This window comes from Bradyrhizobium genomosp. III, assembly GCF_000261705.1.
GTDB lineage: Bacteria > Pseudomonadota > Alphaproteobacteria > Rhizobiales > Xanthobacteraceae > Bradyrhizobium > Bradyrhizobium ottawaense.
On the sequence record NZ_AJQF01000228.1, the window covers coordinates 19,540 to 44,652 of the forward strand.

At 64.6% G+C, this 25,113-nt stretch carries 24 protein-coding genes and 1 pseudogene; 14 read left to right on the plus strand and 11 right to left on the minus strand.

Annotated elements, in window-relative coordinates:
- Position 1 precedes the first annotated feature (1 nt).
- Both rplM and IC66_RS0119930 read right to left on the minus strand, forming a co-directional pair.
- Positions 2-466: a 50S ribosomal protein L13 gene (gene rplM / locus IC66_RS0119925; protein ID WP_008137961.1), complete on the minus strand. Its 465-nt coding sequence runs from the start codon at positions 464-466 to the stop codon at positions 2-4.
- Between the two features lie 158 nt (positions 467-624).
- Positions 625-1,053, minus strand: coding sequence for a PaaI family thioesterase (locus tag IC66_RS0119930; protein ID WP_028141418.1), 429 nt, complete (start codon positions 1,051-1,053; stop codon positions 625-627).
- An 85-nt stretch (positions 1,054-1,138) separates the two neighbouring features.
- Between IC66_RS0119930 and IC66_RS0119935 the strand changes: the two genes are divergently transcribed.
- The 4 genes from IC66_RS0119935 to IC66_RS0119950 all read left to right on the plus strand — a co-directional run bounded on the left by IC66_RS0119935 (position 1,139) and on the right by IC66_RS0119950 (position 4,547).
- Positions 1,139-1,963: an enoyl-CoA hydratase gene (locus IC66_RS0119935; RefSeq protein WP_038948766.1), complete on the plus strand. Its 825-nt coding sequence runs from the start codon at positions 1,139-1,141 to the stop codon at positions 1,961-1,963.
- A 105-nt stretch (positions 1,964-2,068) separates the two neighbouring features.
- The gene (locus IC66_RS0119940) at positions 2,069-2,653 is read left to right on the plus strand and encodes a CoA-binding protein (RefSeq protein WP_028141416.1); all 585 of its coding nucleotides are present in this window, start codon (positions 2,069-2,071) and stop codon (positions 2,651-2,653) included.
- A gap of 149 nt (positions 2,654-2,802) precedes the next feature.
- Complete coding sequence (locus IC66_RS0119945) at positions 2,803-4,083, plus strand: O-acetylhomoserine aminocarboxypropyltransferase (protein ID WP_028141415.1); 1,281 nt, start codon at positions 2,803-2,805, stop codon at positions 4,081-4,083.
- A 119-nt stretch (positions 4,084-4,202) separates the two neighbouring features.
- Positions 4,203-4,547 (plus strand): hypothetical protein, encoded by a 345-nt coding sequence (locus tag IC66_RS0119950; RefSeq protein ID WP_028141414.1) that lies wholly within the window; start codon positions 4,203-4,205, stop codon positions 4,545-4,547.
- Here IC66_RS0119950 and IC66_RS0119955 read toward each other — a convergent pair whose 3' ends face one another.
- Entirely contained in the window at positions 4,548-5,630 is a 1,083-nt protein-coding gene (locus IC66_RS0119955; RefSeq protein ID WP_028141413.1) for a COX15/CtaA family protein, read from the minus strand.
- A 95-nt stretch (positions 5,631-5,725) separates the two neighbouring features.
- Between IC66_RS0119955 and IC66_RS0119960 the strand changes: the two genes are divergently transcribed.
- Positions 5,726-5,947 carry a DUF2842 domain-containing protein gene (locus tag IC66_RS0119960; protein WP_018320088.1) on the plus strand — a complete coding sequence of 74 codons (222 nt, stop codon included), beginning with the start codon at positions 5,726-5,728 and terminating at the stop codon, positions 5,945-5,947.
- On the opposite strand, the gene IC66_RS0119965 is transcribed toward IC66_RS0119960, so the two are convergent.
- Positions 5,931-6,974: a polysaccharide deacetylase family protein gene (locus IC66_RS0119965; protein WP_038948767.1), complete on the minus strand. Its 1,044-nt coding sequence runs from the start codon at positions 6,972-6,974 to the stop codon at positions 5,931-5,933. The genes IC66_RS0119960 and IC66_RS0119965 overlap by 17 nt on opposite strands.
- A 130-nt stretch (positions 6,975-7,104) precedes the next feature.
- On the opposite strand from IC66_RS0119965, the gene IC66_RS0119970 reads away from it, so the two are divergent.
- Positions 7,105-8,286, plus strand: a complete 1,182-nt coding sequence (locus IC66_RS0119970) for a GNAT family N-acetyltransferase (RefSeq protein WP_038948768.1) — start codon at positions 7,105-7,107, stop codon at positions 8,284-8,286.
- A 180-nt stretch (positions 8,287-8,466) separates the two neighbouring features.
- Here IC66_RS0119970 and IC66_RS0119975 read toward each other — a convergent pair whose 3' ends face one another.
- Positions 8,467-10,791 (minus strand): GumC family protein, encoded by a 2,325-nt coding sequence (locus tag IC66_RS0119975; RefSeq protein ID WP_038948771.1) that lies wholly within the window; start codon positions 10,789-10,791, stop codon positions 8,467-8,469.
- 205 nt (positions 10,792-10,996) lie between these two features.
- Between IC66_RS0119975 and IC66_RS0119980 the strand changes: the two genes are divergently transcribed.
- The 3 genes from IC66_RS0119980 to IC66_RS0119990 all read left to right on the plus strand — a co-directional run bounded on the left by IC66_RS0119980 (position 10,997) and on the right by IC66_RS0119990 (position 15,126).
- Complete coding sequence (locus tag IC66_RS0119980) at positions 10,997-12,130, plus strand: glycosyltransferase family 4 protein (protein WP_028141409.1); 1,134 nt, start codon at positions 10,997-10,999, stop codon at positions 12,128-12,130.
- A 120-nt stretch (positions 12,131-12,250) separates the two neighbouring features.
- Positions 12,251-13,798: an undecaprenyl-phosphate glucose phosphotransferase gene (locus IC66_RS0119985; RefSeq protein ID WP_028141408.1), complete on the plus strand. Its 1,548-nt coding sequence runs from the start codon at positions 12,251-12,253 to the stop codon at positions 13,796-13,798.
- A gap of 71 nt (positions 13,799-13,869) precedes the next feature.
- Positions 13,870-15,126: an O-antigen ligase family protein gene (locus tag IC66_RS0119990; RefSeq protein ID WP_038948772.1), complete on the plus strand. Its 1,257-nt coding sequence runs from the start codon at positions 13,870-13,872 to the stop codon at positions 15,124-15,126.
- On the opposite strand, the gene IC66_RS0119995 is transcribed toward IC66_RS0119990, so the two are convergent.
- Positions 15,095-15,571 carry a MarR family transcriptional regulator gene (locus IC66_RS0119995; RefSeq protein ID WP_049806573.1) on the minus strand — a complete coding sequence of 159 codons (477 nt, stop codon included), beginning with the start codon at positions 15,569-15,571 and terminating at the stop codon, positions 15,095-15,097. The genes IC66_RS0119990 and IC66_RS0119995 overlap by 32 nt on opposite strands.
- A 147-nt stretch (positions 15,572-15,718) precedes the next feature.
- Between IC66_RS0119995 and IC66_RS0120000 the strand changes: the two genes are divergently transcribed.
- Positions 15,719-16,915: an FAD-dependent monooxygenase gene (locus IC66_RS0120000; RefSeq protein ID WP_038948774.1), complete on the plus strand. Its 1,197-nt coding sequence runs from the start codon at positions 15,719-15,721 to the stop codon at positions 16,913-16,915.
- An 82-nt stretch (positions 16,916-16,997) separates the two neighbouring features.
- Here the strand turns inward: IC66_RS0120000 and IC66_RS0120005 are convergent, their stop codons facing one another.
- The 3 genes from IC66_RS0120005 to IC66_RS0120015 are packed head-to-tail and all read right to left on the minus strand — an operon-like array spanning position 16,998 to position 19,792.
- Entirely contained in the window at positions 16,998-18,176 is a 1,179-nt protein-coding gene (locus tag IC66_RS0120005; RefSeq protein ID WP_038948775.1) for a saccharopine dehydrogenase family protein, read from the minus strand.
- 9 nt (positions 18,177-18,185) lie between these two features.
- Entirely contained in the window at positions 18,186-18,968 is a 783-nt protein-coding gene (locus tag IC66_RS0120010; protein ID WP_038948776.1) for a DUF169 domain-containing protein, read from the minus strand.
- Positions 18,969-19,024: 56 nt separating this feature from the next.
- Entirely contained in the window at positions 19,025-19,792 is a 768-nt protein-coding gene (locus tag IC66_RS0120015; RefSeq protein WP_038973482.1) for a YdcF family protein, read from the minus strand.
- A gap of 167 nt (positions 19,793-19,959) precedes the next feature.
- Between IC66_RS0120015 and IC66_RS0120020 the strand changes: the two genes are divergently transcribed.
- The 3 genes from IC66_RS0120020 to IC66_RS0120030 all read left to right on the plus strand — a co-directional run bounded on the left by IC66_RS0120020 (position 19,960) and on the right by IC66_RS0120030 (position 21,915).
- On the plus strand, positions 19,960-20,901 hold the full coding sequence (locus IC66_RS0120020; protein ID WP_038948778.1) for an acetamidase/formamidase family protein: 942 nt from the start codon (positions 19,960-19,962) through the stop codon (positions 20,899-20,901).
- Between the two features lie 200 nt (positions 20,902-21,101).
- Positions 21,102-21,299 carry a hypothetical protein gene (locus IC66_RS0120025; RefSeq protein ID WP_007603456.1) on the plus strand — a complete coding sequence of 66 codons (198 nt, stop codon included), beginning with the start codon at positions 21,102-21,104 and terminating at the stop codon, positions 21,297-21,299.
- Positions 21,300-21,372: 73 nt separating this feature from the next.
- Complete coding sequence (locus IC66_RS0120030) at positions 21,373-21,915, plus strand: GcrA family cell cycle regulator (protein WP_038948779.1); 543 nt, start codon at positions 21,373-21,375, stop codon at positions 21,913-21,915.
- A gap of 321 nt (positions 21,916-22,236) precedes the next feature.
- Here IC66_RS0120030 and IC66_RS0120035 read toward each other — a convergent pair whose 3' ends face one another.
- The gene (locus IC66_RS0120035; protein WP_038948780.1) at positions 22,237-23,793 is read right to left on the minus strand and encodes a porin; all 1,557 of its coding nucleotides are present in this window, start codon (positions 23,791-23,793) and stop codon (positions 22,237-22,239) included.
- A 402-nt stretch (positions 23,794-24,195) separates the two neighbouring features.
- Here IC66_RS0120035 and IC66_RS0120040 point away from each other — a divergent pair, with 402 nt between their 5' ends.
- A complete protein-coding gene (locus IC66_RS0120040) occupies positions 24,196-24,702 on the plus strand; it encodes a MarR family winged helix-turn-helix transcriptional regulator (RefSeq protein WP_026202299.1) in 507 nt (168 codons plus the stop codon).
- Between the two features lie 110 nt (positions 24,703-24,812).
- Here the strand turns inward: IC66_RS0120040 and IC66_RS0120045 are convergent.
- Positions 24,813-25,113 (minus strand): annotated as a pseudogene (locus IC66_RS0120045) (alpha/beta hydrolase family protein); the annotation flags it as partial.

Consider the following 25,113-nt stretch of genomic DNA (forward strand, 5'->3'; position numbering starts at 1 on the left):
GTTATGCGGCCCTCGTGTTCTTGCGGTTCAACTTGGCGATGTCGATCTTCTCGGGCGTCTGTGCCTCGTGCGGATGATCGGCGCCGCCATAGACGCGGAGATTGCCCATCTGGACGCGACCGAGCGGGCCACGCGGGATCATGCGCTCGACGGCCTTCTCGAGCACGCGCTCGGGATGCTTGCCCTCGAGGATCTGGCGCGCGGTGCGCTCCTTGACGTGACCGACATAGCCGGTGTGCTTGTAATAGGTCTTCTGCTCGCGCTTGCGGCCGGTGAGGACCGCATGCTGCGCATTGATGATGATGACGTTGTCGCCGCAATCAACGTGCGGGGTGTAGGTCGGGAGGTGCTTGCCGCGCAGGCGCATGGCGACGATGGTGGCGAGGCGGCCGACGACCAGACCCTTGGCGTCGATCAGCACCCACTTCTTCGTCACCTCAGCCGGCTTTGCCGAAAAGGTTTTCATGTCAGAGTTTCCGTGGACGGGGAGCATCGGCGCGAACACCGCACCGGACTGCGCGGTTTTCTAGAGAAGAGACGCGCAACGGTCAATGCCCGGCGGCGGAAATTAGTACCGTAATATCAATGGCTTGAAAATATGGTGCTATATTACCTGCAAAAAGCTCAAACATTTGGAATGGAATAGGTCGAGGTGACATGGGCGATCGGATCGGGCGAGCTGCCGGACAACAGTTTCACCTCCCCGACCGCCAGCCGCTTGCCGAGCTTGAGCAGCCGCGCCTCCGCCAGCACGTCCTGCCCGGGCCCGCCCTTGCGCAGGAAGTTGATGTTGAGATTGGTGGTGACGGCGAGCCCGACAGGCCCGATCGCGGACAGGAGGACCACGTACATCGCGAAATCGGCCAGCGCCATCAGCGTCGGGCCGGACACGGTTCCGCCGGGTCGCAGCATCCTTTCGCTGTAGCGCTGGCGCAAAAGGCAGGTCTGGCCGTCCGCGCTTTCGATCGTGATGTCGTCGCCGCTGAAGGCCTGGGGAAACTCGTGGCGGAGGAACTGCTCGACCTCTGCCACGCTCATTTTCGCTAACGCCATGCTGTTCCCCACCCTCGCTTCACTTGCCCTGTTACATTAAGTTATCTGCGTCATTCAAATGCAATAATCCAACGGAAACGCTTCGATGTCCGCCCAGGCTGCCCGCGCTCCCTCCCCGCAACCGCCGATCCTGCTGCGCGAGACCGTAGGCCCGATCGCCGTACTGACGCTGAACCGCCCCGCCGCGCGCAACAGCCTGTCGGCGGCGATGATCGCAAGCCTGCATGCCGAGCTCAATGATATCAGCAGCGACAAGGCCGTCCGCGGTGTCGTGATCGCCGCCAACGGTCCCGCCTTCTCCGCCGGCCACGACATGAAGGAGCTGACCGCGCGCCGCACTGACCCCGATCGTGGCCGCGCCTTCTTTGCCGAGATGATGACCGCCTGCAGCGCGATGATGCAGGCGATCGTGCACCTGCCAAAACCTGTGGTCGCATCCGTCCGGGGTATCGCGACCGCGGCCGGCTGCCAGCTCGTGGCCAGCTGCGATCTCGCCGTCGCCTCGGAGGACGCGAAATTCGCAACGCCGGGCGTCGACATCGGCTTGTTCTGCTCGACCCCGATGGTGGCGCTATCGCGCAACGTGCCGCGCAAGCAGGCGATGGAGATGCTGCTGACGGGCGAGCCTGTTACGGCCGCGCGCGCCCGCGAGATCGGCCTCATCAACCGCGTGGTGCCCGCCGGCACCGAACGCGACGCCGCGATCGCGCTGGCGGAGCAGGTCGCGCTGAAATCGGCCTACACCGTCAAGCTCGGCAAGGAGGCGTTCTATCGCCAGGCCGAGATGAGCCTTGTGGATGCCTATCGCTATGCCGCAGAGGTAATGACCGAGAACATGATGGCACGCGATGCCGAGGAAGGCATCGGCGCCTTCATCGAGAAGCGCACGCCGACATGGCGGGATGAATAGAATTCGTCATTGCGAGCGAAGCTAAGCAATCCGGAAATCCCTCCGCGGAAAAAGACTGGATTGCTTTGTCGCTTCGCTCCTCGCAATGACAAGGAAAAAGAACAAATGAACCACGACTCCTATTCCGACAATTACATCCGCGCCATCCTCAACAGCGTGAAGTCGATCGCGATGGTCGGCGCCTCGCCGGTCAATGTGCGGCCGAGCTATTTCGCATTCAAATATCTGGCGCAGCGTGGCTACGACATGATCCCGGTCAATCCCGGCCATGTCGGCAAGGAGCTGCTCGGAAAGCCCTTCATCGCCTCGCTGTCCGACATCGGCCGTCCCATCGACATGATCGACATCTTCCGCAATTCCAGCCACATCATGCCTGTCGTCGAGGAAGCGCTCACGCTCGACCCGCTGCCGAAGGTGATCTGGATGCAGCTTGGCGCACGTGACGACGTGGCGGCAGCGAAAGCTGAGTCGGTCGGTATCAAGGTGGTGATGAACCGCTGCCCCAAGATCGAATATGGCCGCCTGTCGTCCGAGATCTCCTGGATGGGCGTGAATTCGCGCACGCTCAGCTCCAAGCGCGCGCCGGCACCGACGCAAGGCATGCGGCTATCCCTCAATCGGATGAGCGTCGGCGGCGGCGACACTGCGGCCTCCGATCGTGCCGCCAAAAACAAGACCGAGCAAAGCTGACGCAATTGCGAGGGATTCATTTTGCCAACGCGACAATGCGTAGCAAGATCATTCCCAAATGGTCTTGATGTGACACGGCGCCTTGACGCCGAGCGCGGCGCCCATCAGCATGCCGCGCGATTTCAGACCAAGAGAACAGGACGCCCTCAATGAGCGATCGCCTTCCGGGATTTTCAACCCTCGCCGTGCATGCCGGTGCACAGCCCGACCCCACCACCGGCGCGCGCGCGACTCCGATTTATCAAACGACGTCGTTCGTGTTCAACGATGCGGACCACGCCGCCTCGCTGTTCGGCCTGCAGGCGTTCGGCAACATCTATACCCGCATCGGCAATCCCACCAACGCGGTGCTGGAAGAGCGCGTCGCCGCGCTCGAAGGCGGCACGGCCGCGCTTGCGGTGGCCTCGGGCCATGCCGCACAGGTCGTGGTGTTGCAGCAATTGATGCAGCCCGGCGACGAGTTCATCGCCGCGCGAAAACTCTATGGCGGCTCTATCAACCAGTTCACGCACGCCTTCAAGAGCTTTGGCTGGAACGTGGTGTGGGCCGATCCCGACGATATCGCAAGCTTCGAGCGCGCGGTGACGCCGCGCACCAAGGCGATCTTCATCGAGTCCATTGCCAATCCCGCCGGCAGCATCACCGACATCGAGGCGATCTCGACGGTGGCGCGGAAGGCGGGCGTGCCGTTGATCGTCGACAACACGCTGGCCTCGCCCTACCTGATCCGTCCGATCGACCACGGCGCCGACATCGTCGTGCACTCGCTGACGAAATTCCTGGGCGGTCACGGCAATTCGCTCGGCGGCATCATCGTCGATGCCGGCACCTTCGACTGGTCGACCGGCGGCAAATATCCGATGCTGTCGGAGCCGCGACCGGAATATCACGGCATCCGCCTGCAGGAGACCTTTGGCAATTTCGCCTTCGCGATCGCCTGCCGCGTGCTGGGCTTGCGCGACCTCGGCCCCGCTCTGTCGCCGTTCAACGCCTTCATGATCCTGACCGGCATCGAGACCTTGCCGCTGCGCATGCAGAAGCAGTGCGACAATGCGAAAGCGATCGCCGAATTCCTCGCCGGCCATCCGGCGGTGGCGTCGGTTAGCTATGCGGGCTTGGCAAGCGACAAGTATAACCAGCTCGCGCGCAAATACGCACCGAGGGGCGCGGGCGCCGTGTTCACCTTCAGCCTGAAGGGCGGCTATGACGCCGGCGTCAGCCTGGTGTCGAAACTGCAGCTGTTCTCGCATCTCGCCAATGTCGGCGACACCCGCTCGCTGGTGATCCATCCGGCGTCCACCACGCACAGCCAGCTCGACGACGCCGCCAAGGTGAAGTCCGGCGCCGGCCCCGACGTGGTGCGGCTCTCGATCGGCATCGAGGACAAGGAAGACCTGATCGCCGATCTGGAACAGGCGCTGGGGGCGTAGCTTTCCCGGTCATTCCGGGACGCCTGAATGCGCCCCGGAATGACGTCCCGGTTAACAGTCATTAACCATATCTGCCCCATACATCGTCCTTGGATCGCCCTTTTGATTCGGAGCCGACGATGCTGCGCTGGATGGTGCCTGCCCTTGCGGCGATGCTGACGGTTTCAGCCGCCGTTGCCGCTGACTTGCCGGCCACGCCGAAGCGGCGCGCCGCCGCTCCGCCACAGGAGCCGCCGCAGGTCTATGTCGATACCGACCCGGATGCGCTGATCTCGCCGGCCTATGGCATCGGCAGCTATATCCGCAATCTGCCGGGCACGCCGCTGCTGCCGGGCTCGCACACCTTGCCGGGCTACTACGGCCGCCCCTGGAGCTACGACTATCAGGGCGCGTATTACGGCGGGAAGCAGGTCGATTATTTCTGGCGCCTACCCTACGCGTGCGGCATCTACGGCTATTGCTGATCAGCCGGGCTGGCTAATCGGAACCGCACGCGGCTGCGCCTCCGCAGATCGCCGCGAAGCGAGCCGCTCCACCTGCATCACCGCGAGCGTCAACACGACGATTGCGACGGCCTGATGCGACAGCGCGAGGTCGATCGGCACCTGGTTGAGCAGCGTGAGAATGCCGAGCACCGCCTGCAGGCTCACCGCCGCGAACAGCCAGAGCGCGCCGCTTGCGGCCGCACCTGCGCGCGAACGCACCGCGTCGATCGCATGCAGCGCGGCCAGCGCGAACAGCGCATAGGCGGTCATGCGGTGCTCGAACTGCACCGTCAGCACATTGTCGAACATGTTGCGCCACCACGGGGTCTCGAACCACAGCCGCTCGGCCGAGGGAATGAACGCGCCGTCGATCTGCGGCCAGGTGTTGTAGGCGCGCCCGGCGCGCAGGCCCGCAACCAGCGCACCGAAATAGATCTGCACGAACGTCACGACGAGGAGCAGCGCGCCCGTGAAGCGCAACCGCGCAGACGCCGCGATCTGCGGCCGCTCCTTGAGCCGCCGCACCGTCCAGACGATGCCAGCAAAGATCAGGAGCGCGAGCACAAGATGCGTCGCCAACCGATATTGCGACACCTCGACCCGCTCGGTGAGACCCGAGGCGACCATCCACCAGCCGACCGCGCCCTGGAGACCGCCAAGCGCGAATAGAAGCCACAGTCTACGTTTCAATTCACCGGACAGCCCACCGCGCCACAGGAAGAACAGGAACGGCAAGAGATAGGCGACGCCAATGAAACGGCCGAGCAGCCGGTGGCTCCATTCCCACCAGAAAATCTGCTTGAACTCGGACAGGCTCATGCCCGCGTTGAGCTCGCGATATTGCGGGATTCTCTTGTAGGCCTCGAACGCCTCGGTCCACTGCGCTTCCGACAGTGGCGGGACGCTGCCCGTGACCGGCTTCCATTCGACGATCGAAAGGCCGGATTCCGTGAGCCGCGTCGCACCGCCGACCAGCACCATCAGCGCGATCAGCGCGGCGACGGAGATCAGCCACCAGCGCACGGCGCGATGCGGGTTGGTTGGAACGGAATTCGTCGTCATTTCAGGCGCTAAAACCAGGGCTTGAACCGGACTGCGTGCCCCTTATAGTCCCCCGCTCCCGCAGCGCAAGTTACGCGAAGGCCGTATAGTCAGCCATGACGATCCGCACCCGCAAGTTCCTCGGCGCCATCCTGCTCCTGGTGCTGGCCACGGTCTGGGCCCTGCTCGGCATGGCGGCGGCGCAGATGCCGTGGATCGCCGAGTCCGGCTGGCGGCAGGCGATCTATTACGTGGTGGTCGGCATGGGCTGGGTGCTGCCGGCGATGCCGATCGTGAGCTGGATGCAGCGACCTGATCGCGTCAAGTCTGGCTCGTAGCGGTCGGCCTCACCGGCGCAAACGCAACACCCGACACCAGCACGCGCAACATACGCAGCGAGCGCACGCGACCGTCCCAGGAAATCCGCGGCAGCGCGCGCAGATTGGTCCGCCCCTCCGCGTCCACGATGCCCGGGATCGTCGACACCGCGCTGGCAAAGCCCGCCTCCTCCGCCATCACAACGTGGCCGCGCCGGAACGAGGTACGATCGCCGAACGGAAAGGCGAGATGCCTGACATCGCGGCGGAAGGCCGCTTCGGCAACGGCCTTGCCCATCGCCATCTCGCGCGAGGCTGCCGTATCCTTCATGTTGGCGAGAACCGGATAGTTCACCGTGGCGCTGCCGATCGTGACGAGCGGATCGGCGGCGAGCTTCGCCAGATCCTCCCAATCCATCGACGCTTCGCGCGAGAGCGCGGCGAGATCGATCCGGTAGCGCGTGCAGAGATCGGCGATCGCGGCCGACAGATCCGCCGGCGACAGCGAGCGCAGCCAGCTCTCGATATGCGAAAACAGCGCCTGCTTCTCGGCATTGCCGGTGACGGTGAAGCGCTGCTCCTTCTCACCCATTATCAGATTGATGCGGCTCTCGCGCGCGATCACCTGTTCGAGCCCGAGCCACCAGGCCTGCCCGACGCCATCGGGAAACGCGGTGGGCACGTAGATCGTGAAGGGCACGGCCTGCTGCGCCAGCACCGGATAGGCAAAGTCGATCAGATCCTTGTTCGCGCCGTCGAAAGTGAGCGCCACGAAACGCCGCTTCTCCGGCAGTGTCACCGCGCGCCGGCAGACCTCGTCCATGCCGAGAAAATCGTAGTTCCAGCGCTTCAACGCGCGAATGGCGCGGTCGAGAAATTGCGGCGTGATCTCGTCCGCGCGCAGCGGCTGAAACCCGCCGCGCCGCCGTGGCCGCACCCGCGCAAAGCGCAGGATGGCGCCGGCACCGCGGCTGCGCAGCGCAGCCTGGCCGGTGAACCAGGCCAGCTCGAGGCGCAGCCGTTCCAGCCATCTGTCGTCGGATGCCAAAATCTTGACCCTTCGCGCCCTGAAGGCGCCCGTTCCCTCTTCATTGTCCTTACCCTTTGTTGACATTTCTTTGCAAAGGTCGGCCACAGGCCGAATTACGTCTATTTTGATTTCTCGACAGGTTTCGCGAATGACCATGGCTGCGGCGATGCAAAGCCGGACGGCAGAAGCGCCAGCGCGGTCGAAAGCGAGCCGTATCGCGCATGTCGATATCGTCACCGATCTCGGCGCCGCCGAGGCGGTCTGGCGCGCCTTCGAGGAGCCCGGCCATCTCTTCACGCCCTATCAGCGGTTCGATCTGCTGAGCCCCTGGCAGCGACTGGTCGGCGAGCGCGAGGGCGCGCGGCCCTTCATCGTGATCGGCCGCGACGCCGATCACACGCCATTGATGCTGCTGCCGCTCTCGCTGCGCCAAAGCCACGGCGTGCGTACGGCCTGCTTCATGGGCGGCAAGCATACGACCTTCAACATGGGCCTGTGGAACGCCGCGTGTGCTGCGCAGACCACTGCCGCCGATCTCGATACGCTGCTTGCGCCGCTGCGCGAGCACATCGACGTGCTCGCGCTGACGCAGCAGCCGCAGCGCTGGCACGGCCAGCAGAACCCGTTTGCCCTATTGCCGCGGCAGAGCCCGATCAACGGCTGCCCGCAACTGGTGCTGGAGCCGGGCGGGCCGCCGGCATCGCGGATCAGCAATTCCTTCCGCCGCCGCCTCAAGAGCAAGGAAAAGAAGCTCCAGGCGCTCGCCGGCTATCGCTATCACCTTGCCACGTCAGACGCGGACGTCACCCGCCTGCTCGACTGGTTCTTCCGCGTCAAGCCGGTGCGGATGGCAGAACAGAAGCTTCCAAACGTCTTCGCCGAGCCGGGCGTCGAACAGTTCGTCCGCAGCGCTTGCCTTGCGCCGCGCGGCGAAGGCCGCGTCATCGACATCCACGCGCTGGAATGCGACGACGAGGTGATCGCGATCTTCGCCGGCGTCGCCGACGGTGAGCGCTTCTCGATGATGTTCAACACCTACACGATGTCCGAGCACGCCCGCTACAGCCCCGGCCTGATCCTGATGCGCTACATCATCGATCGCTACGGCGAGCGCGGCTACCGCTCGCTCGACCTCGGCATCGGTTCGGACGACTACAAGCGAATGTTCTGCAAGGACGACGAAGACATCTTCGACAGTTTTGTCCCGCTGACCTCGCGCGGCAAGCTCGCGGCGATGGCGATGTCCTCGCTCAGCCACGGCAAGCGGCTGGTGAAGCAGAACCAGATGCTGTTTGATCTGGCCAGGCGGCTGCGGCAGGCATTCGGGTAAAGCCTCTCCGCGAACGCCGATATCGTAGGGTGGGCAAAGCGACTTGTCCGCCGTAGCTCGCAGAGCGAAGGCGGAAGCGTGCCCACGTCTTCTGTTACTGTATGGAATAGGTGGTGGGCACGACGCGAACGCGCCTTTGCCCACCCTACGATTCCGAGTGCGCGAGAGGGAAAGAAAAGCCTACGCCGCCACCACGCGCGGCGCCTCGATCGCATCCGAAGCCTGCACGGGCTTGCTCAGCATCGTCACCTCGCTGAAGCCGACCGCCCGGAGCTGCTCGCACATCAGCGTGCGCGCATCGCTTGCCATCGAGGCATCGGGCACCACGACGGCGCGGGCATGCGCCGTCAGCAGCTCGGCCGGAAGGTCGGAGGCGCTGCCGGCGTCGACCAGCACGTGATCATAGGCGCGCAGCAGCGCGTCGATCGCGAGCGTCACCCGCGGCGATTGCAGCACGCTGCGGTCGAAGCCGGGACGGCCGGCCATGACGAGGTGGAGCCGTGACAGCTTGTCCCGGGTGATGATTTGCGCGAACGACGCCTCACCCTGCATCAGCTCGGCAAGGCCGGGCGCCGAAGCATCGACGGACACCGCGGCAATCGTCGGCGAGGACGCAGCGAGATCGACCACGACGACGCGCGCCTCGCGCGCCAGATGCCGGGCGAGCGTCAGCGTCGACAGCGTAATGGCTTCGCCGGAAGCGGTGCCGAGCACCGTGACCTTCTTCGCCGCAGCGCCCGCGGCGCGCAGGCTGCCGGCCAGATTCTCGATCTCGGTGAATTCGGTGACGTCGGCATGATCAGTTATCTCCGGCTGAAGCGGCGCGGCCTCTGCCATGACCGGATCGGCGATCGGCTCGACCTCGGGCCGCACAACCGGCTGGACGACCGGTTGGACAACCGGTTCCCGGCGCACCGGTGCCTGCGTTTGCGCCGGGCCGACCGCGGCCACAGCGCGCGGTGCGGTCTGGCGCAACAGCTCGCCGGTGACGACGACGCCGGACGAAAGCAGCAGCGTCGCGATCGTCGCGATCAGCACGATCGGCAGCTTCTTCGGGTAGGCCGGCGTGTTCGAAACGATGGCGCGCGAGATGACGCGGCCGTCGGTCGGCGCCGTGTCGATGGTCTCGCGGGTATTGGCCTCGCGGTACTTGGCGAGATAGCCTTCCAGCAGATCGCGCTGCGCCTTGGCCTCGCGATCGAGTGCGCGGAGCTGGACGTCCTGGCCGTTGGTCGAGGTCGCCTGCTTCTTGAGCTGCTCGAGGCTCACGGTCAGGCCATCGACGCGGCCGCTGGCGATCCGCGCGTCGCTTTCGAGCGAGCGGGAAATCTTGGCCGCTTCGTCGCGGATCTGATTGTCGAGGTCGCCAAGCTGCGCCTTCAGCTCCTTGATGCGCGGGTGATTGCCGAGCAGCGTGGACGACTGCTCGGCGAGCTGCGCACGCAACGTCACCCTTTGCTCCGACAGCCGCCGCATCAATTCGGAGTTCACGACTTCGGATGCCTCGATCGGTTTGCCGCTCTGGAGCATCTCCTTGATCAGCCTAGCCTTGGATTCCGCATCCGCCTTCAGCGAGCGCGCATTGTTGAGCTGGGTGTTCACCTCGCCCATCTGCTGGTTCGACAGCGTGGTGTTGTTGGTGCCGATGAACAGGCTCGACTTGGAGCGGAAGTCCTCCACCCTGGCCTCGGCGTCGGAGACCTTCTTGCGCAAGCTCTCGATCTCGCCGGCGAGCCACTGGCTGGCATTCTTGGCCTGGTCCTGGCGCGCATTCTGCTGGAGCACCAGATAGCCGTCGGCGATCGAATTGGCGACGCGGGCGGCAAGATCCGGATCGGCGGACTGGAATTCGACCACGATGACGCGCGATTTGTCGACGGCATAGGCTTGCAGGCGCTCGTAATAGGCGTCGAGCACGCGCTCTTCCGGCGTCATCGAGAACGGATCACGGCCGATACCGATCATCGCGGCCAGCGACTTCAGTGGCGAGATGCCCTGCAGCACCGGATCGAACTCGGGGCGTTCGGCGAGCTTGTTCTTCTTGATGATCTCCCGCGCGAGATCGCGCGACAGCACCAGCTGCACCTGGCTGGTGACGGCCTCGGCGTCGAGCGCCTGCCGCTCCTCGGCGCGGTCGCTGCTCGGACGCAGGAACACGTTCTCCCGGCCGTCGATGAGAATGCGCGATTCGGACTTGTAGCGCGGCGTGACGAGATTGACGATCGCAAAGGATGCGACCAGCGCCAGCACCGTCGGCACGATGATCCAGCCGCGCTTGCGCGCCAATGCCGCGCCGAGCGCGTGCAGGTCGATATCGCCGGACTCGACTTGGGCCTGCTTCGTGACGATCGGCGCAGGCCTGACTTCGATCTTCTGCTCGATCTTGGGCTCGACTTGGACTTCAGCCTTGACGTCAGCTTTGGGCGCGACTTCGGCCTTGGACTTTCCAACAGCCCGCGCAACCACCGCCTTGTCCTTGCCGGCACGCCAGAACGCTAAACGCATCGAACACTCCCGCAGGGGCAACGCCACTAAGCTACCTCAACCCCGGCGATTACACTCCATTAAGGTTGCCGCTGGGTTAATCGCGGCATGCGGCGACTTGCGCAGGCGCACGCGTCACCGTTTGTTAACCACGAGGCCCCTTAATCCGTCTCGATATTTTCCTAGGAATTGTTCGGCATTCGCCGTCGAGCGCTGGTTTTGATTCATGCCCCCCTCTCCTGACCGGCCGCTTCGTATCCTGCACGCCGTGCGTGCTCCGGTCGGCGGCATCTTCCGCCACATCCTCGACGTCGCCAACGGCCAGGTCGACCGCGGCCACCATGTCGGCATCCTCGCCGATAGCCTCACCGGCGGCGAGCGCGCCGACAAGGCCCTCGCCGAGCTCGCGCCGCGGCTGAAGCTCGGCGTGCACCGGATGGCGATCCGCCGCGAGCCCTCTCCGGACGACGTTTTGGTGTGGCTTCGCATGCGGCGCCTGATTGCCACCCTGAAGCCCGACGTCATGCACGGCCACGGCGCCAAGGCCGGCGCCTTCATCCGCATGCGGCGACGCTCCGACGACACCATCCGCATCTACACGCCGCACGGCGGCTCGCTGCATTATCCCCTCAACACCTTGAAGGGCGAGTTTTACGCGCGACTCGAGCGCTCGCTGATGGATTCGACCGACCTGTTCCTGTTCGAAAGCGCGTTTGCCCGCGACACCTATCAACGCATCGTCGGCACGCCCAAGGGCGTGGTGCATTGCGTCTTCAACGGCGTCACGCCCGAGGAGTTCGAGCCGGTCGTGACCACCGACGATGCGACCGACCTCGCCTATGTCGGCGAGTTCAGGCACATCAAGGGCGCCGATCTCCTGGTCGATGCCGTGGCGCGCCTGCACGAGGGCGGCAAGAAGGTCACGCTGACGCTCGGGGGCGACGGCGAGGAGACGGCGGCGCTGAAGGCGCAGGTCGAGAAGCTCGGTTTGTCCGGCGCCATCCGCTTCATCGGTCACGTCAAGGCGCGCTACGGCTTCTCCAAGGGGCGGCTGCTGGTCGTCCCCTCGCGCGGCGATTCCATGCCCTATGTCGTGATCGAGGCCGGCGCGGCCGGCATTCCCATGATCGCATCGCGCATCGGCGGCATTCCCGAGATCTTCGGCTCCGACAGTCCGGCCCTGTTCGCGCCGAGCAATTCCGAGGCCATGGCCGAGGCGATCGCGGCCGCACTCGACGATCCCACCGCAACGGCGCAGCGCGCCGTGTCCTTGCGCGAACGCATCTCGGCGCATTTCTCGCAAGCCGCCATGGTCGACGGCGTGATCGCCGGCTATCGCGATGCATTTGCCAATCATTAACCATCCTTAAGCCCGCTTTAGAAAATCTTCCGATTTGTTCGATAATCGAAGGACCGGGGGATGCCGCCCGGGGCGCCAACGCCATTGGCCCGCGGGTGCTTGAAATGGACGTGGACGCCCGTGGAACCGCTCAACGCACGCTCGATGCTCGATGCCGCGACCAGTGCCGCGGCGAAACCCGCTGACCAACCCTTCGTGGAGCGCCGCCGCCGGCTCTCGCCCGCAGCCCTCGACGTCGTCAACCAGAAGGTCGCCCGCGCCTATTCGCCGATCGTGATCGCCGGCTTCGTGCGCGTGGCCGACTTCGCGCTGCTCAGCCTCGTCGGTATCGCGCTCTATGTCGGCTACGTCATGCCGCTCTCCGGCTTCAGCTGGGTCTATCCCGCCGAGGTCATCGCCGTATCGATCGCAGCCGTGATCTGCTTCCAGGCCGCCGACATCTATCAGGTGCAGCTGTTCCGCGGTCAGCTCCGGCAGATGACACGGATGATCTCGTCCTGGTCGTTCGTCTTCCTGCTGTTCATCGGCATCTCCTTCTTCGCCAAATACGGCAGCGAAATCTCGCGGCTGTGGCTTGCCGCCTTCTATTTCCTCGGGCTCGCCGCGCTGCTTGCCGAGCGTCTGGTGCTGCGATCGCTGGTGCGCGGCTGGGCGCGCCAGGGCCGGCTCGACCGCCGCACCATCATCGTCGGCGCCGACAGCAACGGCGAGCAGCTGGTCGAAGCGCTCAAAGCGCAGGAGGATTCCGACATCCACGTGCTCGGCGTGTTCGACGACCGCAACGACAGCCGCGCGCTTGACACTTGCGCCGGCGCGCGCAAGCTCGGCAAGGTCGACGACATCGTCGAATTCGCCCGCCGCACCCGCGTCGATCTCGTGCTGTTCGCGCTGCCGATCTCGGCGGAGACGCGCATCCTGGAAATGCTGAAGAAGCTCTGGGTGCTGCCGGTCGACATCCGCCTTTCCGCGCACACCAACAAGCTGCGGTTCCGGCCCCGCTCCTATTCCTATCTCGGCGAGGTGCCGACGCTCGACGTGTTCGAGGCGCCGATCACCGACTGGGATCTGGTGATGAAATGGCTGTTCGACCGCGTCGTCGGCAGTCTCGCGCTGCTCGTGGCGCTGCCGGTGATGGGACTGGTGGCGCTGGCGGTGAAGCTCGACAGCCCCGGCCCGGCGCTGTTCCGCCAGAAGCGCTTCGGCTTCAACAACGAGCGCATCGACGTCTACAAGTTCCGCTCGATGTACCACCATCAGGCCGATCCCACGGCCTCCAAGGTCGTGACCAAGAACGATCCGCGCGTCACCCGCGTCGGCCGCTTCATCCGCAAGACCAGCCTCGACGAGCTGCCGCAGCTCTTCAACGTGGTGTTCTCCGGCAATCTCTCCCTGGTCGGCCCCCGCCCGCATGCGGTGCAGGGCAAGCTGCAGAGCCGGCTGTTCGACGAAGCCGTCGACGGCTATTTCGCCCGCCACCGCGTCAAGCCCGGCATCACCGGCTGGGCCCAGATCAATGGATGGCGCGGCGAGATCGACAACGAGGAGAAGATCCAGAAGCGCGTCGAGTTCGACCTCTATTACATCGAGAACTGGTCGGTGCTGTTCGACCTCTACATTCTCCTGAAGACGCCGATCTCGCTGCTGACCAAGAACGAGAACGCGTATTGAGTTTTCCGTCATGCCCCGGCTTGACCGGGCGATGACAGCGGTGTTTGGCGTCCGAATAGCGTGAGCATGTGATGGCGTATGCGGCGACAGCCGGTGGAGTGAACGTAGCCGTACCGGCTGCGCCCGGCGTGCTGGCGCTGCAGCGCGCGCTGGTGTGGCTGGTCGGCGCCTCCGGGGCGGTCGTCTTCATCGAGCCGAGCCCCTACGAGATCATGACGCTGCTCGCAGCCGTCACGTTCTTCGCCACCGGCCTGCGGCTGCGGCTCGCGCTGATGCCGCTGGTGCTGATGCTGGTCCTGCTCAATGTCGGCTACACCATCAGCGCGATCCCGCTGTTCGAGCAGCCCGAGGTGGTGAGCTGGATCGCAACCTCCTGGTACATGGCGGTGACGGTGGTCTTCTTCGCCATGGTCACGTCCGAGGACACCGCGGCCCGGCTCGACATGCTCCGCCGCGGCCTCGTGGTCGGCGCGATGATCGCCTCACTGCTGGCGGTCGCCGGCTATTTCCACCTGGTGCCCGGCGGCAACGACCTCCTCACGCTCTACGGCCGCGCGCGCGGCACGTTCAAGGACCCGAACGTGCTCGGCGCCTTCCTGATCCTGCCGGCGCTGTTCGCGCTGCAGAGCGTGGTCTCGGACAAGCTCGGCAAGGCGTTCCGCAACGTCATCGCCTTCGGCATCATGTCGCTCGCGATCCTGCTCGCCTTCTCACGTGCCGCCTGGGGCGGCCTCGTGCTGACCTCCGCCTTCATGCTGGCGCTGATGGTGCTGACCAGCCGCACCAACGCGCAGCGCTCGCGCATCATCATCATGGCGATCGTCGCCGCCGTGCTGGGGCTCGCGCTGATCGCGGTGCTGCTGTCGTTCGATTCCACCGCCGAGATGTTCAAGCAGCGCGCGAGCTTCGACCAGAGCTACGACGAGGGCCGCTTCGGCCGGTTCGGCCGCCACATCCTGGGCGCAGAGATGGCGCTCGACCTGCCGTTCGGCATCGGCCCCCTGCAATTCCACCGCTTCTTCCCCGAGGACACCCACAACTCCTATCTCAACGCCTTCATGTCCGGCGGCTGGCTGTCCGGCGTGTGTTATCCCGCGCTGGTCTTCACCACCGTCATCATGGGCTTCCGGCACATCTTCGTCCCGGTGCCCTGGCAGCGCGCTTATCTCGCCGTGTTCTCCGCCTTCGTCGGCACCGTCGGCGAAAGCTTCGTGATCGACACCGACCACTGGCGGCACTTCTGGATGATGCTGGGCGCGATGTGGGGCATGATCGCGGCCGCGCAGATCTGCAAGATCAGGGCTGGCGAGGACGCGTCTTCAGCTTGAGAGCCGGACGTTTTTCCGGCGGCGTGTCGAGCAGGCTCTTCAGCGCCTCGGTTGCCGCGAGCACACCCTTGTAGCCCTCGTTGGCGAAACGCAGCAGCAGCCTCAATTCCTCGTCGGAATAGCCGCCGAATACCTTTTCCATCGCCTGCTGCATCGGCACGTAGAATTGGCCGATCTTCATCGCCGCGTCCGGCACGACCGCGATGAAGACCTTGCGGCGGTCCTTCTCATCCCGTTCACGGCGAACCAGGCCGGCCTTTTGGAGCCGGTCGACCACGCCGGTGATCGCACCGGTCGTGAGGCCCGTGACCTCGGCGAGCCTCCCTGCAGTGACGCGTCCTTCGAGATACAGGATGTCCATGCATTCGAGATCGGAATTGGCGATTCCGGCAACGTTGGCAACGGTTTGCCCATAGAGCACGCCTTGCGCTGACGACCGGCGCATGGCGTCCTCGAGCTCCTGCAGCAGCGCGTTGCGCGCCTTCGTCCTTGACAAGGCCGACCTCATATCTTAGGCGATATATATCTTAGTCACTAAGATATTTAGCGACCGTAATTCCTCCTAGCACCACGGAAACGTCGGGAGCAAGCCATGTCCTATCGACCTCGCAAGGCCCTGATCATCGGCGCCGGCATTGCCGGCCCCGTGGCCGCGATCCTGCTGCGCCGCGCCGGCATCGAGTCCGCGATCTTCGAGGCCTGGCCCTATTCGAAGGGCATCGGCGGCGGCCTTCAGATCGCGCCGAACGGCATGCATGTGATGGACGAGATCGGGCTGGCGAATGAGTTGATCGGCCGCGGCTCGGTCGCAGAATCCTTCGACTTCTATTCGCAAGGCGGCGTGAGGCTCGGTTCGATCAACCGCGACATGGAACGGCGCTTCGGCCAGCCTGCGGTGAACGTCTGCCGCGCCACGCTGAACGAAATCCTGATCGACAAGGCCTGGTGCGCCTGCGTTTCGCTCTATTTCGAGAAGCGCCTGATCAAGGTCGAGGATCGCGGCGACCAGCCGATCATCGCCTACTTCTCCGACGGCACCACCGCCGAGGGCGACTTCCTGATCGGTGCCGACGGCGTGCACTCGATCACACGTCGGCAGGTGGTGCCGGACGGACCCCAGCCGTTCAACACCGGACTGATCGGCTTCGGCGGCTTCGTGCCGCACGCCGTGCTCGACGGCAGATCGATCGGCCGGCACGTCGAGACCACGTTCGGCCAGAGCGGCTTCTTCGGCTACGGCTATTGCAGCCCCGATCCCACGGACGGCGTGATGTGGTGGAGCACGCAGCCCGCGCACGGCATGGACGCCGCGATGTTCCGCGCGCTCGACCCATCGACGCTGAAGCAGCATCTGCGCGGCTTCCACCGCGGCTGGCACGACCCGATCCCCGACATCATCGAGGCCGCCGAGAACATCGTGGTCACCGACACGCTCGACGTCGCGAGCCTGCCGACCTGGTCGCGCAAGCGCTCGCTGCTGATTGGGGACGCCGCGCATGCGACCAGCCCCCATGCCGGCCAGGGCGCCTCGCTGGCGCTCGAGGATGCGATGCGCCTTGCCCGCCTGATGCAGGACGGCCAGGAGCTCGGCGCCACCTTCCAGGCCTTCGAGGCCGAGCGTCGCCCGCGCACCGAGAAGATCGTCGCCATGGCGCGCCGCAACGGCAACAGCAAGCGCGAATTCAGCGCCACCGGCGCGTGGGTGCGCAATCAGATGCTGAAATGGCTGCTGCCGCTGGGATCGAAAAGCATGGAGTTCATGTACGCGTATGATGCGCGGGCGGTGTAAGCAGCACGAACGCTGCCGCAGGGCAAATCGGGACAATGGTGGGCACGGCCCGTTGCGCCTTTGCCCACCCTACGGCACCGAGCTAGCTCTCAACGGTAAACCTCAGCCCGGCATGATCCTGCAGCCGCTTGATCAGCTTGTGCTGCATCGCTGCGCCCGGGGTCCAGAAGCCGGCCGGAACGTCCGCGGCGTCGCGCAGCAGGCAGATCGCGCATTCGGAGATCATCTTCGAGGTCGAGCCGTAGCCGGGATCGCGGTCGCCGGTGACGCCGGCGCGGACCATGCGGCCGTCGGGCGCGATCGCGACATAGAGCAGGTTGAATAGACCGTTCTCGCGCTCTTCCTTCGACGGCCCCTCGCCTGGCTTCGGCGCATTCGGCCCGGTCTTCTCGGCATTGACCGCCATCACGCGCTTCGCGTTGGCCTCGCCCTTCTCGCCGGGACCGGTCAGGACCATCTCGTCGTAGACGAACTCGCGGCCGTAGGGAAAGCCCATCAGCATGTTGGAGCGATGGACGTTGCGGGTGTTGATCAGCGCCATCATGAACGGCGCGGCCCAGGATTGCAGATCCTCCTCGTAAGCCGCTCTGTTGCCTTTCGGCTGCTTCGGACCGGTAAATCCGGGCGTCAGCGCAAAATGGTCGTTGAGGATGGCGACGAGGCTGAGATCCTTGGCGACGGCATCGAAGGTCGCCTTCGCGCTCGCCGCTGTCCCGCCTGACAGCGTGCCGCGCATGTCGCGCACGCGGCCCTTGACGCGCGCAGCAGGCGCGCCGAACACGCGCCTGGCCTCTTCCTGCACGAAGAATGTGCCGAGCTCGAACGGCACGGAATCATAGCCGCAGGAAAACACGATGCGCGCGCCGCTCGCCTTGGCCGCCGCATCGTACTTGTCGATCATCTGGCGCATCCAGACCGGCTCGCCGCAGAGATCGAAATAGTCTGTGCCCTGTGCAACGCAGGCTGCGAGCAGCTCTTCACCGTAGAATTGGTACGGTCCGACCGTCGTGATCACCGATCTGGTCTGCGCCACCATCGCCTTCAGCGAGGCAGCGTCCGACGCATCCGCCACGATCAGCGGCGTATCCGCGGGCGCGCCGATGGCGTCGCGCACCGATTTGAGCTTGTCGAGGCTGCGGCCCGCCATCGCCCATGTCAGCGCCTTGTCGTCCTTGTAATGTGCCGCCAGATACTCGGCGACGAGCTGGCCGGTGAAACCGGTCGCGCCGTAGACGACGATGTCGAATTTCGCAGAGCTCATGACTGGCCTTTACTTCTTCGCGTAGCTCACGCCCATGCCGGCACGGACGTCGCTTTGAATGCCATAGGGCGGGATCGGATAGCGCAGGCCGTTCCTGGCCAGCGCCTTCATGCCTTCAATTGCCTTGGCGAGATGCGACGGCTTCAAGGCCATCAGCATCTCCTCGTCCGGCACGCCGCCATAGCGCCGTTCGGCATAGCATGGCAAGGACAGGCTGGGCTCCCCGGTCTTGAGCGCCCGCCCCCAGGAATCCGCGCAAGCCGTCTCTCCGACCACGCCCCATTCGAACTTCTTGTAGCCGGTATATTGCAGCCCGTTGATCAGGATGATCATCTGTCCCGGCGTCGCATAGACCAGGCAGATGTCGGGCGGATCGAGCCGGCCGCTGGCGAGCGGACTGACGGCGAGCGCCTGATAGTGTCCGAATGGAACCACGTCCAGCGCCTCCTGGCGCTTGCGCGCGTCCTCCGCCGTGCCGTGCCAGACCCCGACATAATTTTCACCGGCGAGCCATTTCTCGTCCTGCGGCGCAAGCCCGATCACCGCGCGGCATTGCGCGCCGACAAGGTCATCGGCCGTGATGCCGACGGTCCAGCCCAGGCGCGCGGCCATGCTGACGATCTGGTCGGTGGTATGGATCGCATTCGGCCGCCGGATTTTCGGGATCGCCTCCATCTCTGCCGCTTGCGCGAACAGCTTCATGCCGATCACTGTCGTCTTCAGCCGCAGCAGGCTGTTGAGATCGGCGACGAGGCCGCCAAGATCGATGCTGTCTGCACTCTGCTGTTGCATGGCTTCCTCCGGCCCGGCGATCGTGCGCCGTGTGTTCTTGTTTTACAGCTCTCGTTCTAGTCCTTGCCCGGTCCCGGAAGCAACTCGCCGGTCCTGCCCATCAGACGGTAGGCCACGAGGCCAATCCACTCGCGCACCGCGACTTCGGTTCGGCCCAGCCCGTCCGCGCCCATATTGGTGAAGGCGAAGAGATCGTCACGTCCGCCCATCCGCCAGTCCACGGGATAGGCCTCGACGTCGAATCCGGCCTTGCGGAAGATCCCCATCGAGCGCGGCATGTGGAAGGCCGATGTCACCAGAAGCCAGCGCTCGCCCGGCTTCGGCGCCACCAGCTCCTTTGTGAAGATCGCATTCTCCCAGGTATTGCGGGAATTGCGCTCGAGGATCAGGCGCTGCTTCGGTATGCCGAGATTTTCCAGGATCGGCGCGGAGTAGTCGGCCTCCTTCGCGTCTGTCGCGACCAGGTTCGCGGTCCCCCCGGTAAACACGATGCGCGCATTCGGATAGCGGCGCGCGAGCTCGGCCGGCGCAAACAGGCGATCGGCAGCGTGCGCGACCACGGGCGTGCGGTGCGCCGCCGACAGATCGGTGTCGACGGAGCCGCCGAGCACGATGATGCCGTTGGGCGCGCCGCGCGCAGGGTCCCACGCCGGAAAGCGCGACTCCAGCGGATAGATCAGGAGATTGCCGAGCGGCGAGAACGCCGCCAGCGCCAGCAGCACCAGCGTGGTCACGGCAAGCTTGCGGCCGAGCGCGGCAAAGCGCGTCGCCATCAGCACCAGCGACAGGATGCCGAGCTCGACCATGAAGTTGATCGGCAGCAACGCGGTGCCAAGCGTCTTGGAAAGGACGAAAAACAGGGGAGCCTCGCTGGAATGAACTGGCCGGTCCGCGCGGGGCTTGACCTGCCCGGCGATCTTCAGAAATCTTCTTGAAAGAGGATCGATCGCCGGGTCAAGCCCGGCCTGATGAAAGCGACCGGACGCGGCACATGACCCATCACCACCTGCATTCCAGCCCCAAAACCTGCCATTGGGGCTTCTTCGAAGCCGCGCTCAAGCCCGTGCTGACGATCAAAAGCGGCGACGAGGTGACGGTCGACACCATCAGCGGCGGCCCCGACATGCTGCCCGACCGCGACAAGTTTCACATTCCCCCCGAGATGTTCGAGGTTCACGCCAACAACGAGCGCATGCTGCCCGGCCACATTCTCACCGGCCCGATCGCGGTCGAAGGCGCCGAGCCCGGCGACGTGCTCGCGGTCGAGATCCTCGACGTCCAGCTCCGGCAGGACTGGGGCTGGAACATGATCAAGCCACTGTCCGGCACCCTGCCCGACGATTTCCACGAGACCCGCATCCTGAACATCCCGCTCGACCGGACGCGGATGACCGGCCGCATGCCGTGGGGCCTCGACCTGCCGCTCAAGCCGTTTTTCGGCGTGATGGGCGTGTCGCCGCCCCCTGGCTGGGGCCGCATCTCCTCGCTGATCCCGCGCGCCATGGGCGGCAATCTCGACAACAAGGAGCTCGGCGCCGGCGCGACGCTCTATTTGCCGGTGTTCGTGCCGGGCGCGATGTTCTCCTGTGGCGACGGCCACGGCGTGCAGGGCGACGGCGAGGTGTGCGTCACCGCGATCGAGACCGCGCTGCAGGGCCGCTTCCGCCTGACGCTGCGCAAGGACCTGAAGTTCGACTATCCCCGCGCCGAGACGGCGACCCACTACATGACCATGGCGATGGATCCCGACCTCGACCAGTGCGTCGTACGCGCGCTGCGGGGCATGATCGCGCTGCTCGGCGAGCGGCGAAACCTGTCGCGCGAGGATGCCTACACGTTGTGCAGCCTGGCCGCAGATCTCAGGGTGACCCAGACCGTCAACGGCGCCAAGGGCATCCATTGCATGATCGAAAAGGCGATCGTGCACGGCTGAGCCGGCCCGCACCTCCTGACCTGTCGACGCCACGCCGCCGCCGGGACTCCCGCGCGGCGCGCCTCGCCGCGTCTAATTTCCCGTGCGATTCCAACGTTCTGAGCATCAAGCTCAGCCTGCATTTGACTTCCACCCCCGAACCTAAATAGAGTCTTAATCGTTACTTTTATGTACCCGAGTAAGAGGCTAGCGTTCGCGCCATGGCCACCGAAAAAGCCGAGACTGACCGTATTCCCGTAACCTTGGCGCTCTCGACCATCACCTATTTGGAGAAGCTGGTGAGACAGGGCACCCACGGCACCAGCGTTCCCGGCGTCGCACGTACCCTGATCGAGGAAGGCATCCGTCTCGCCATCAAGGACGGGCTTTTGTCGATTCGCGACAATGGCAGGACGTGAGCGCGCGCCGAATGCGAGGCGGACGGATCTCGGCAAGGCGGATGGCCACATCTGCAACCTGGGACCGTGACACATGCCTGTTCTCTCACCAACGTCTTCATCGACCTGTCCTGCGCCGACGTCTTCCTCAAGCACTTATTCCGCGAGGACTTATTCCTCGAAAACCTGGACCGACGAGCGCATCGAACTTCTGAAGCGGCATTTCGAGGCCGGCCTCTCCTGCCGCGAGATCGCCGCCGACATCGGCGTCAGCCGCAACGCGGTGATCGGCAAGCTGTCCCGCCTCAATCTCACGCGCGGCCGCACCATCGACGAGCGCAAGGTTCAGGACAGGCCGGCGCGGGCGCCGAGAGCCGTGCCGCGGCTGCAATATGAGATGCTCGCCACGATCTATGGCGAAACCGACGCACCCGTGGCCACAGGTCCGATCGACGACGCCAATCGCTGCTCGCTGATGGAGCTGGCCGAGAACCGCTGCCGCTGGCCGATCTCGACGCCGGGCGCCGAGGATTTCTGCTTCTGCGGCAACGCCGCGCCCGACGCTCAGCCCTATTGCGCCGGCCATAGCCGCCTCGCCTACCGGCCGAACTCACGCGCCCGCGTGATGCGCGGCTAGCATCTGTTTGACGCGTTCTCTTGACGCGAACCGGTATCCACTTCGCTCGAAAACGCTGTGCCTCCCAAAAACGAAAAACCTCCGGCGGGGCATCGCCGGAGGTTTCTGGAGGCTTAGCATAAAGCTAAGAGCCGCAACTTTCGTATTTGGCTGCGAGATATATAGCTTAGTAACTCATGTAAGTAAATAAATCGGGGTCGACGGAATCGCATAGCTCGTCTTCGCCTTCCGCACGGGCCATTCGGATCTCCGAAGGCTCCCACAAAAAAAGCCCCGGCGGTGTCCCGCCGGGGCCGTGTCGGATCGGAGAAGACCTCGAGCTTACCAGTTGCGCTGGGCGCGCAGCAGCATGCTGTAGGTGTCCTGGTCCTTGAGCTCGTAGGTCGCCGCCGGCTTGGCGACGCCCGTCAGTGCTCCGGTCGTGATCACGCCCGAATACTTCTGGTCGAGATGGCTGTAGGTGAAGTCAGCCGAGAAGGTCAGGTTCTTCACCGGCGTCCAGCGGGTGATGACGCCGACCTGGCCGATGTTGAAGTCCGGGTTGCAGGAGCCGGTCAGGGTGGCGAACGCCGCGCTGCCGCAGATCATGCTCTTCGCCGTGCCGCTGTAATTGACCGCAGCCCACGCGCCGTACAGCGCCGTGTTCCAGTACGGGCTCCAGTTGTGGGTGAAGGCACCCCGGAAGCCGTAGGTCTTGGTCAGCTCGAGCTGGCCGCCCGGTCCGAACACCGCATCGGACACGCCGGCGAAGCCGATGCTCTGATAGGCGGCGTTCGAGCTGCCGAACATCGAGTAGCTGGTCGCGGCCAGCTCCTGGAAGTTGTAGCGGCTCGCGCCTTCGGTGTAGACGCCCGAGATGTTGATCACGTCGCCGGCGCCGGTCGGGATGTTCTTGATGCCCAACGCGAGCTGAACGGCCCAGCCCCATTTGTCTTCGGGATGACCGGTGGCTTCGGTCGCACCGTAATAGCCGACATGGTTGTCATGCGCGGCGACCGACGCCTGGAACAGGCCCCAGGCCTGGTCGACGCGAACCATGGCGACGAGGTCGGGCGAGCGGGTGCCGCCGATGTCGTTCGAGCCGTAGGCACCACCGAGAACGCCAGTGGTCGACATGCCCGCAGTGTTCCAGATGTTGGTCTGGAAGACCTGCGTCTGGTCCTGCGCCGAGAACGCGGCCGTCACACCCTGGCCGAAGTCGGCGGTGTAGGTGAACTGGGTCACGCCGTTGGTGGTGCCGCTGCCGCCGACGAGCTGGTCGAAATTGTTGCCGGGATAGTTGATCCAGGGCGCGTCGAACTGCGACACGGCCTTACCCATGGTGAAGCCGGCGAACTGGACGAAGGCGTAGTAGACACCGAGCGCGCCGCCGGAGAGATTGCCGTCGGTGCCGTTGATGTTGCCGCCGCTCGAGCCGGTGAGGCCGGTGCCGGCCGCGTTGAGGCCGATCGTGCCGCTGTACTGGGTCGCACCCGTGCCCGAACCGGTCCCGCCATAGCTGCCGGTCGTCCAGGTGAAGACCGCGTCGAAATAGGTGCGGACCACGCCGTACTCGGTCGCGGTGCGCGTGTCGATGTTGAGGTCTTCACGAGCGCGCATCGAGTAGTAGTTGGTGAGGCGGTTGTTGGCCGCGAACACGCCGTTGTACTGGGCGCTGTAATTGCCGCCGGCGTTGAGCGCCACTTCGGCACGCACATAGCCGCCGAGCTTGATGCAGGTGTCGCTGCCCGGGATGTAGTAGAAGCCCGCGCCGTACAGCGTGCAGATCTTGACGTACTCGACTGCCTTGGCCTTGACCGGAAGATCGGCCGCCTGGGCTCCACCGACGGCGATCAGACCCGCCGCAGTGCCGAGCAAAAGGCTCTTCACCAGTTTCATCTTAAAAACCTCCAAGTTGCTCATTTTACGGAGACCGGACCGTGAGGCCCCCCAAGATCCCCGTCTCTATCAATCCGCTCGGCCGCTTTCGGACACACCCGCTTTCGACGCGAGCAACGTCAGCGAACCACCTGCAACGGGACGATCGAGTACCCCCCACCGTCGCGCACCAATATGCCTGCGTCGTTCGCTAATCAAAATACTTTATTAAGTCAGCTTTCCGGTTTTCGCTAAGCCTGTGCCCCGCGCGCAACACCGGGACCAAGCCGATCGCTGAGCTGATCATCTTTGTAGTTTTAGTGACGAAATTACCCTGCCCTGCACTTGCGTCAGAGCAGGCTTGCGTGGACTATGGCCCTCCACGAACACCGGCCTGAACAATCGGTTCACGGGAGTGACGCTGTGTCCGCGACGAGGAAAGAAGGAGCGCGCCTGCGCTCGATCGGCAACCTGGATATCATCAGGCGCTTCACCTGGGAGATATCGTCGATCAACATGTATCTGGAGGAGCTGCGTCAGTTCTGGGCGAAGACGCTTGGCATCAGCGGCCCGCAATGGCTGATCCTGATGGCCATCTCCGACCTCGACAAGGACGACGGCATTCCGGTCAACGTGGTCTCCAAGCTCCTCCACGTCGATCCGTCCTTCGTCACCACCCAGTCCAAGCTGCTCGAAAAGAAGGGCCTGCTCCGCCGTCGCCCCTCGCCGACCGACGCCAGGGTGGTCCGGCTGTCCCTGACCGACAAGACCCAGAAGCACATCGCAAGCCTCAACGAGCAGTACAAGACGATCCGCGAATTCGTCTTCCAGGAGTTCGACGAGAACGAATTGACGGAATTCACCGGCAAGCTCGCGACGCTGAAGAACCGCCTCCAGAAAGCCTGCGTCCGGATCTCACTCGACTTCTAAAGCGCGATGCGATCAGGATGAATCGTCATCTCGCTTCAGGTTGTTGTTTAAGCATGATCTTTTCGGAAAACCGCTGCGCACTTTCCGGATCATGCTTTAGGGCCCCGCGCTCAGATCCGCCGCGCGGCGGTGCCGAGCCGCGATTCGAGCCAGTCGAAGATATATTCGTTGGCAAGGCTCGGATTGTCCGCATGGGCCTGCGCCGCGCCGGTCTCGGCCGCGCTGAACACCTTCAGCATGACATCCGAACTGGCGAGCCGGGAGTTCTCGACGATCTGACGCGCCCGGTCGGCCTTGAGCCAGCCGTCCTCGCCGAGCGTGATCAGCACCGGGCAGTCGGCGCTGGAGGCCATCAGCGGCGCATGCGGCACCGGCACGATGCTGACATCGCTCATCGCGAATCGGCTGGGA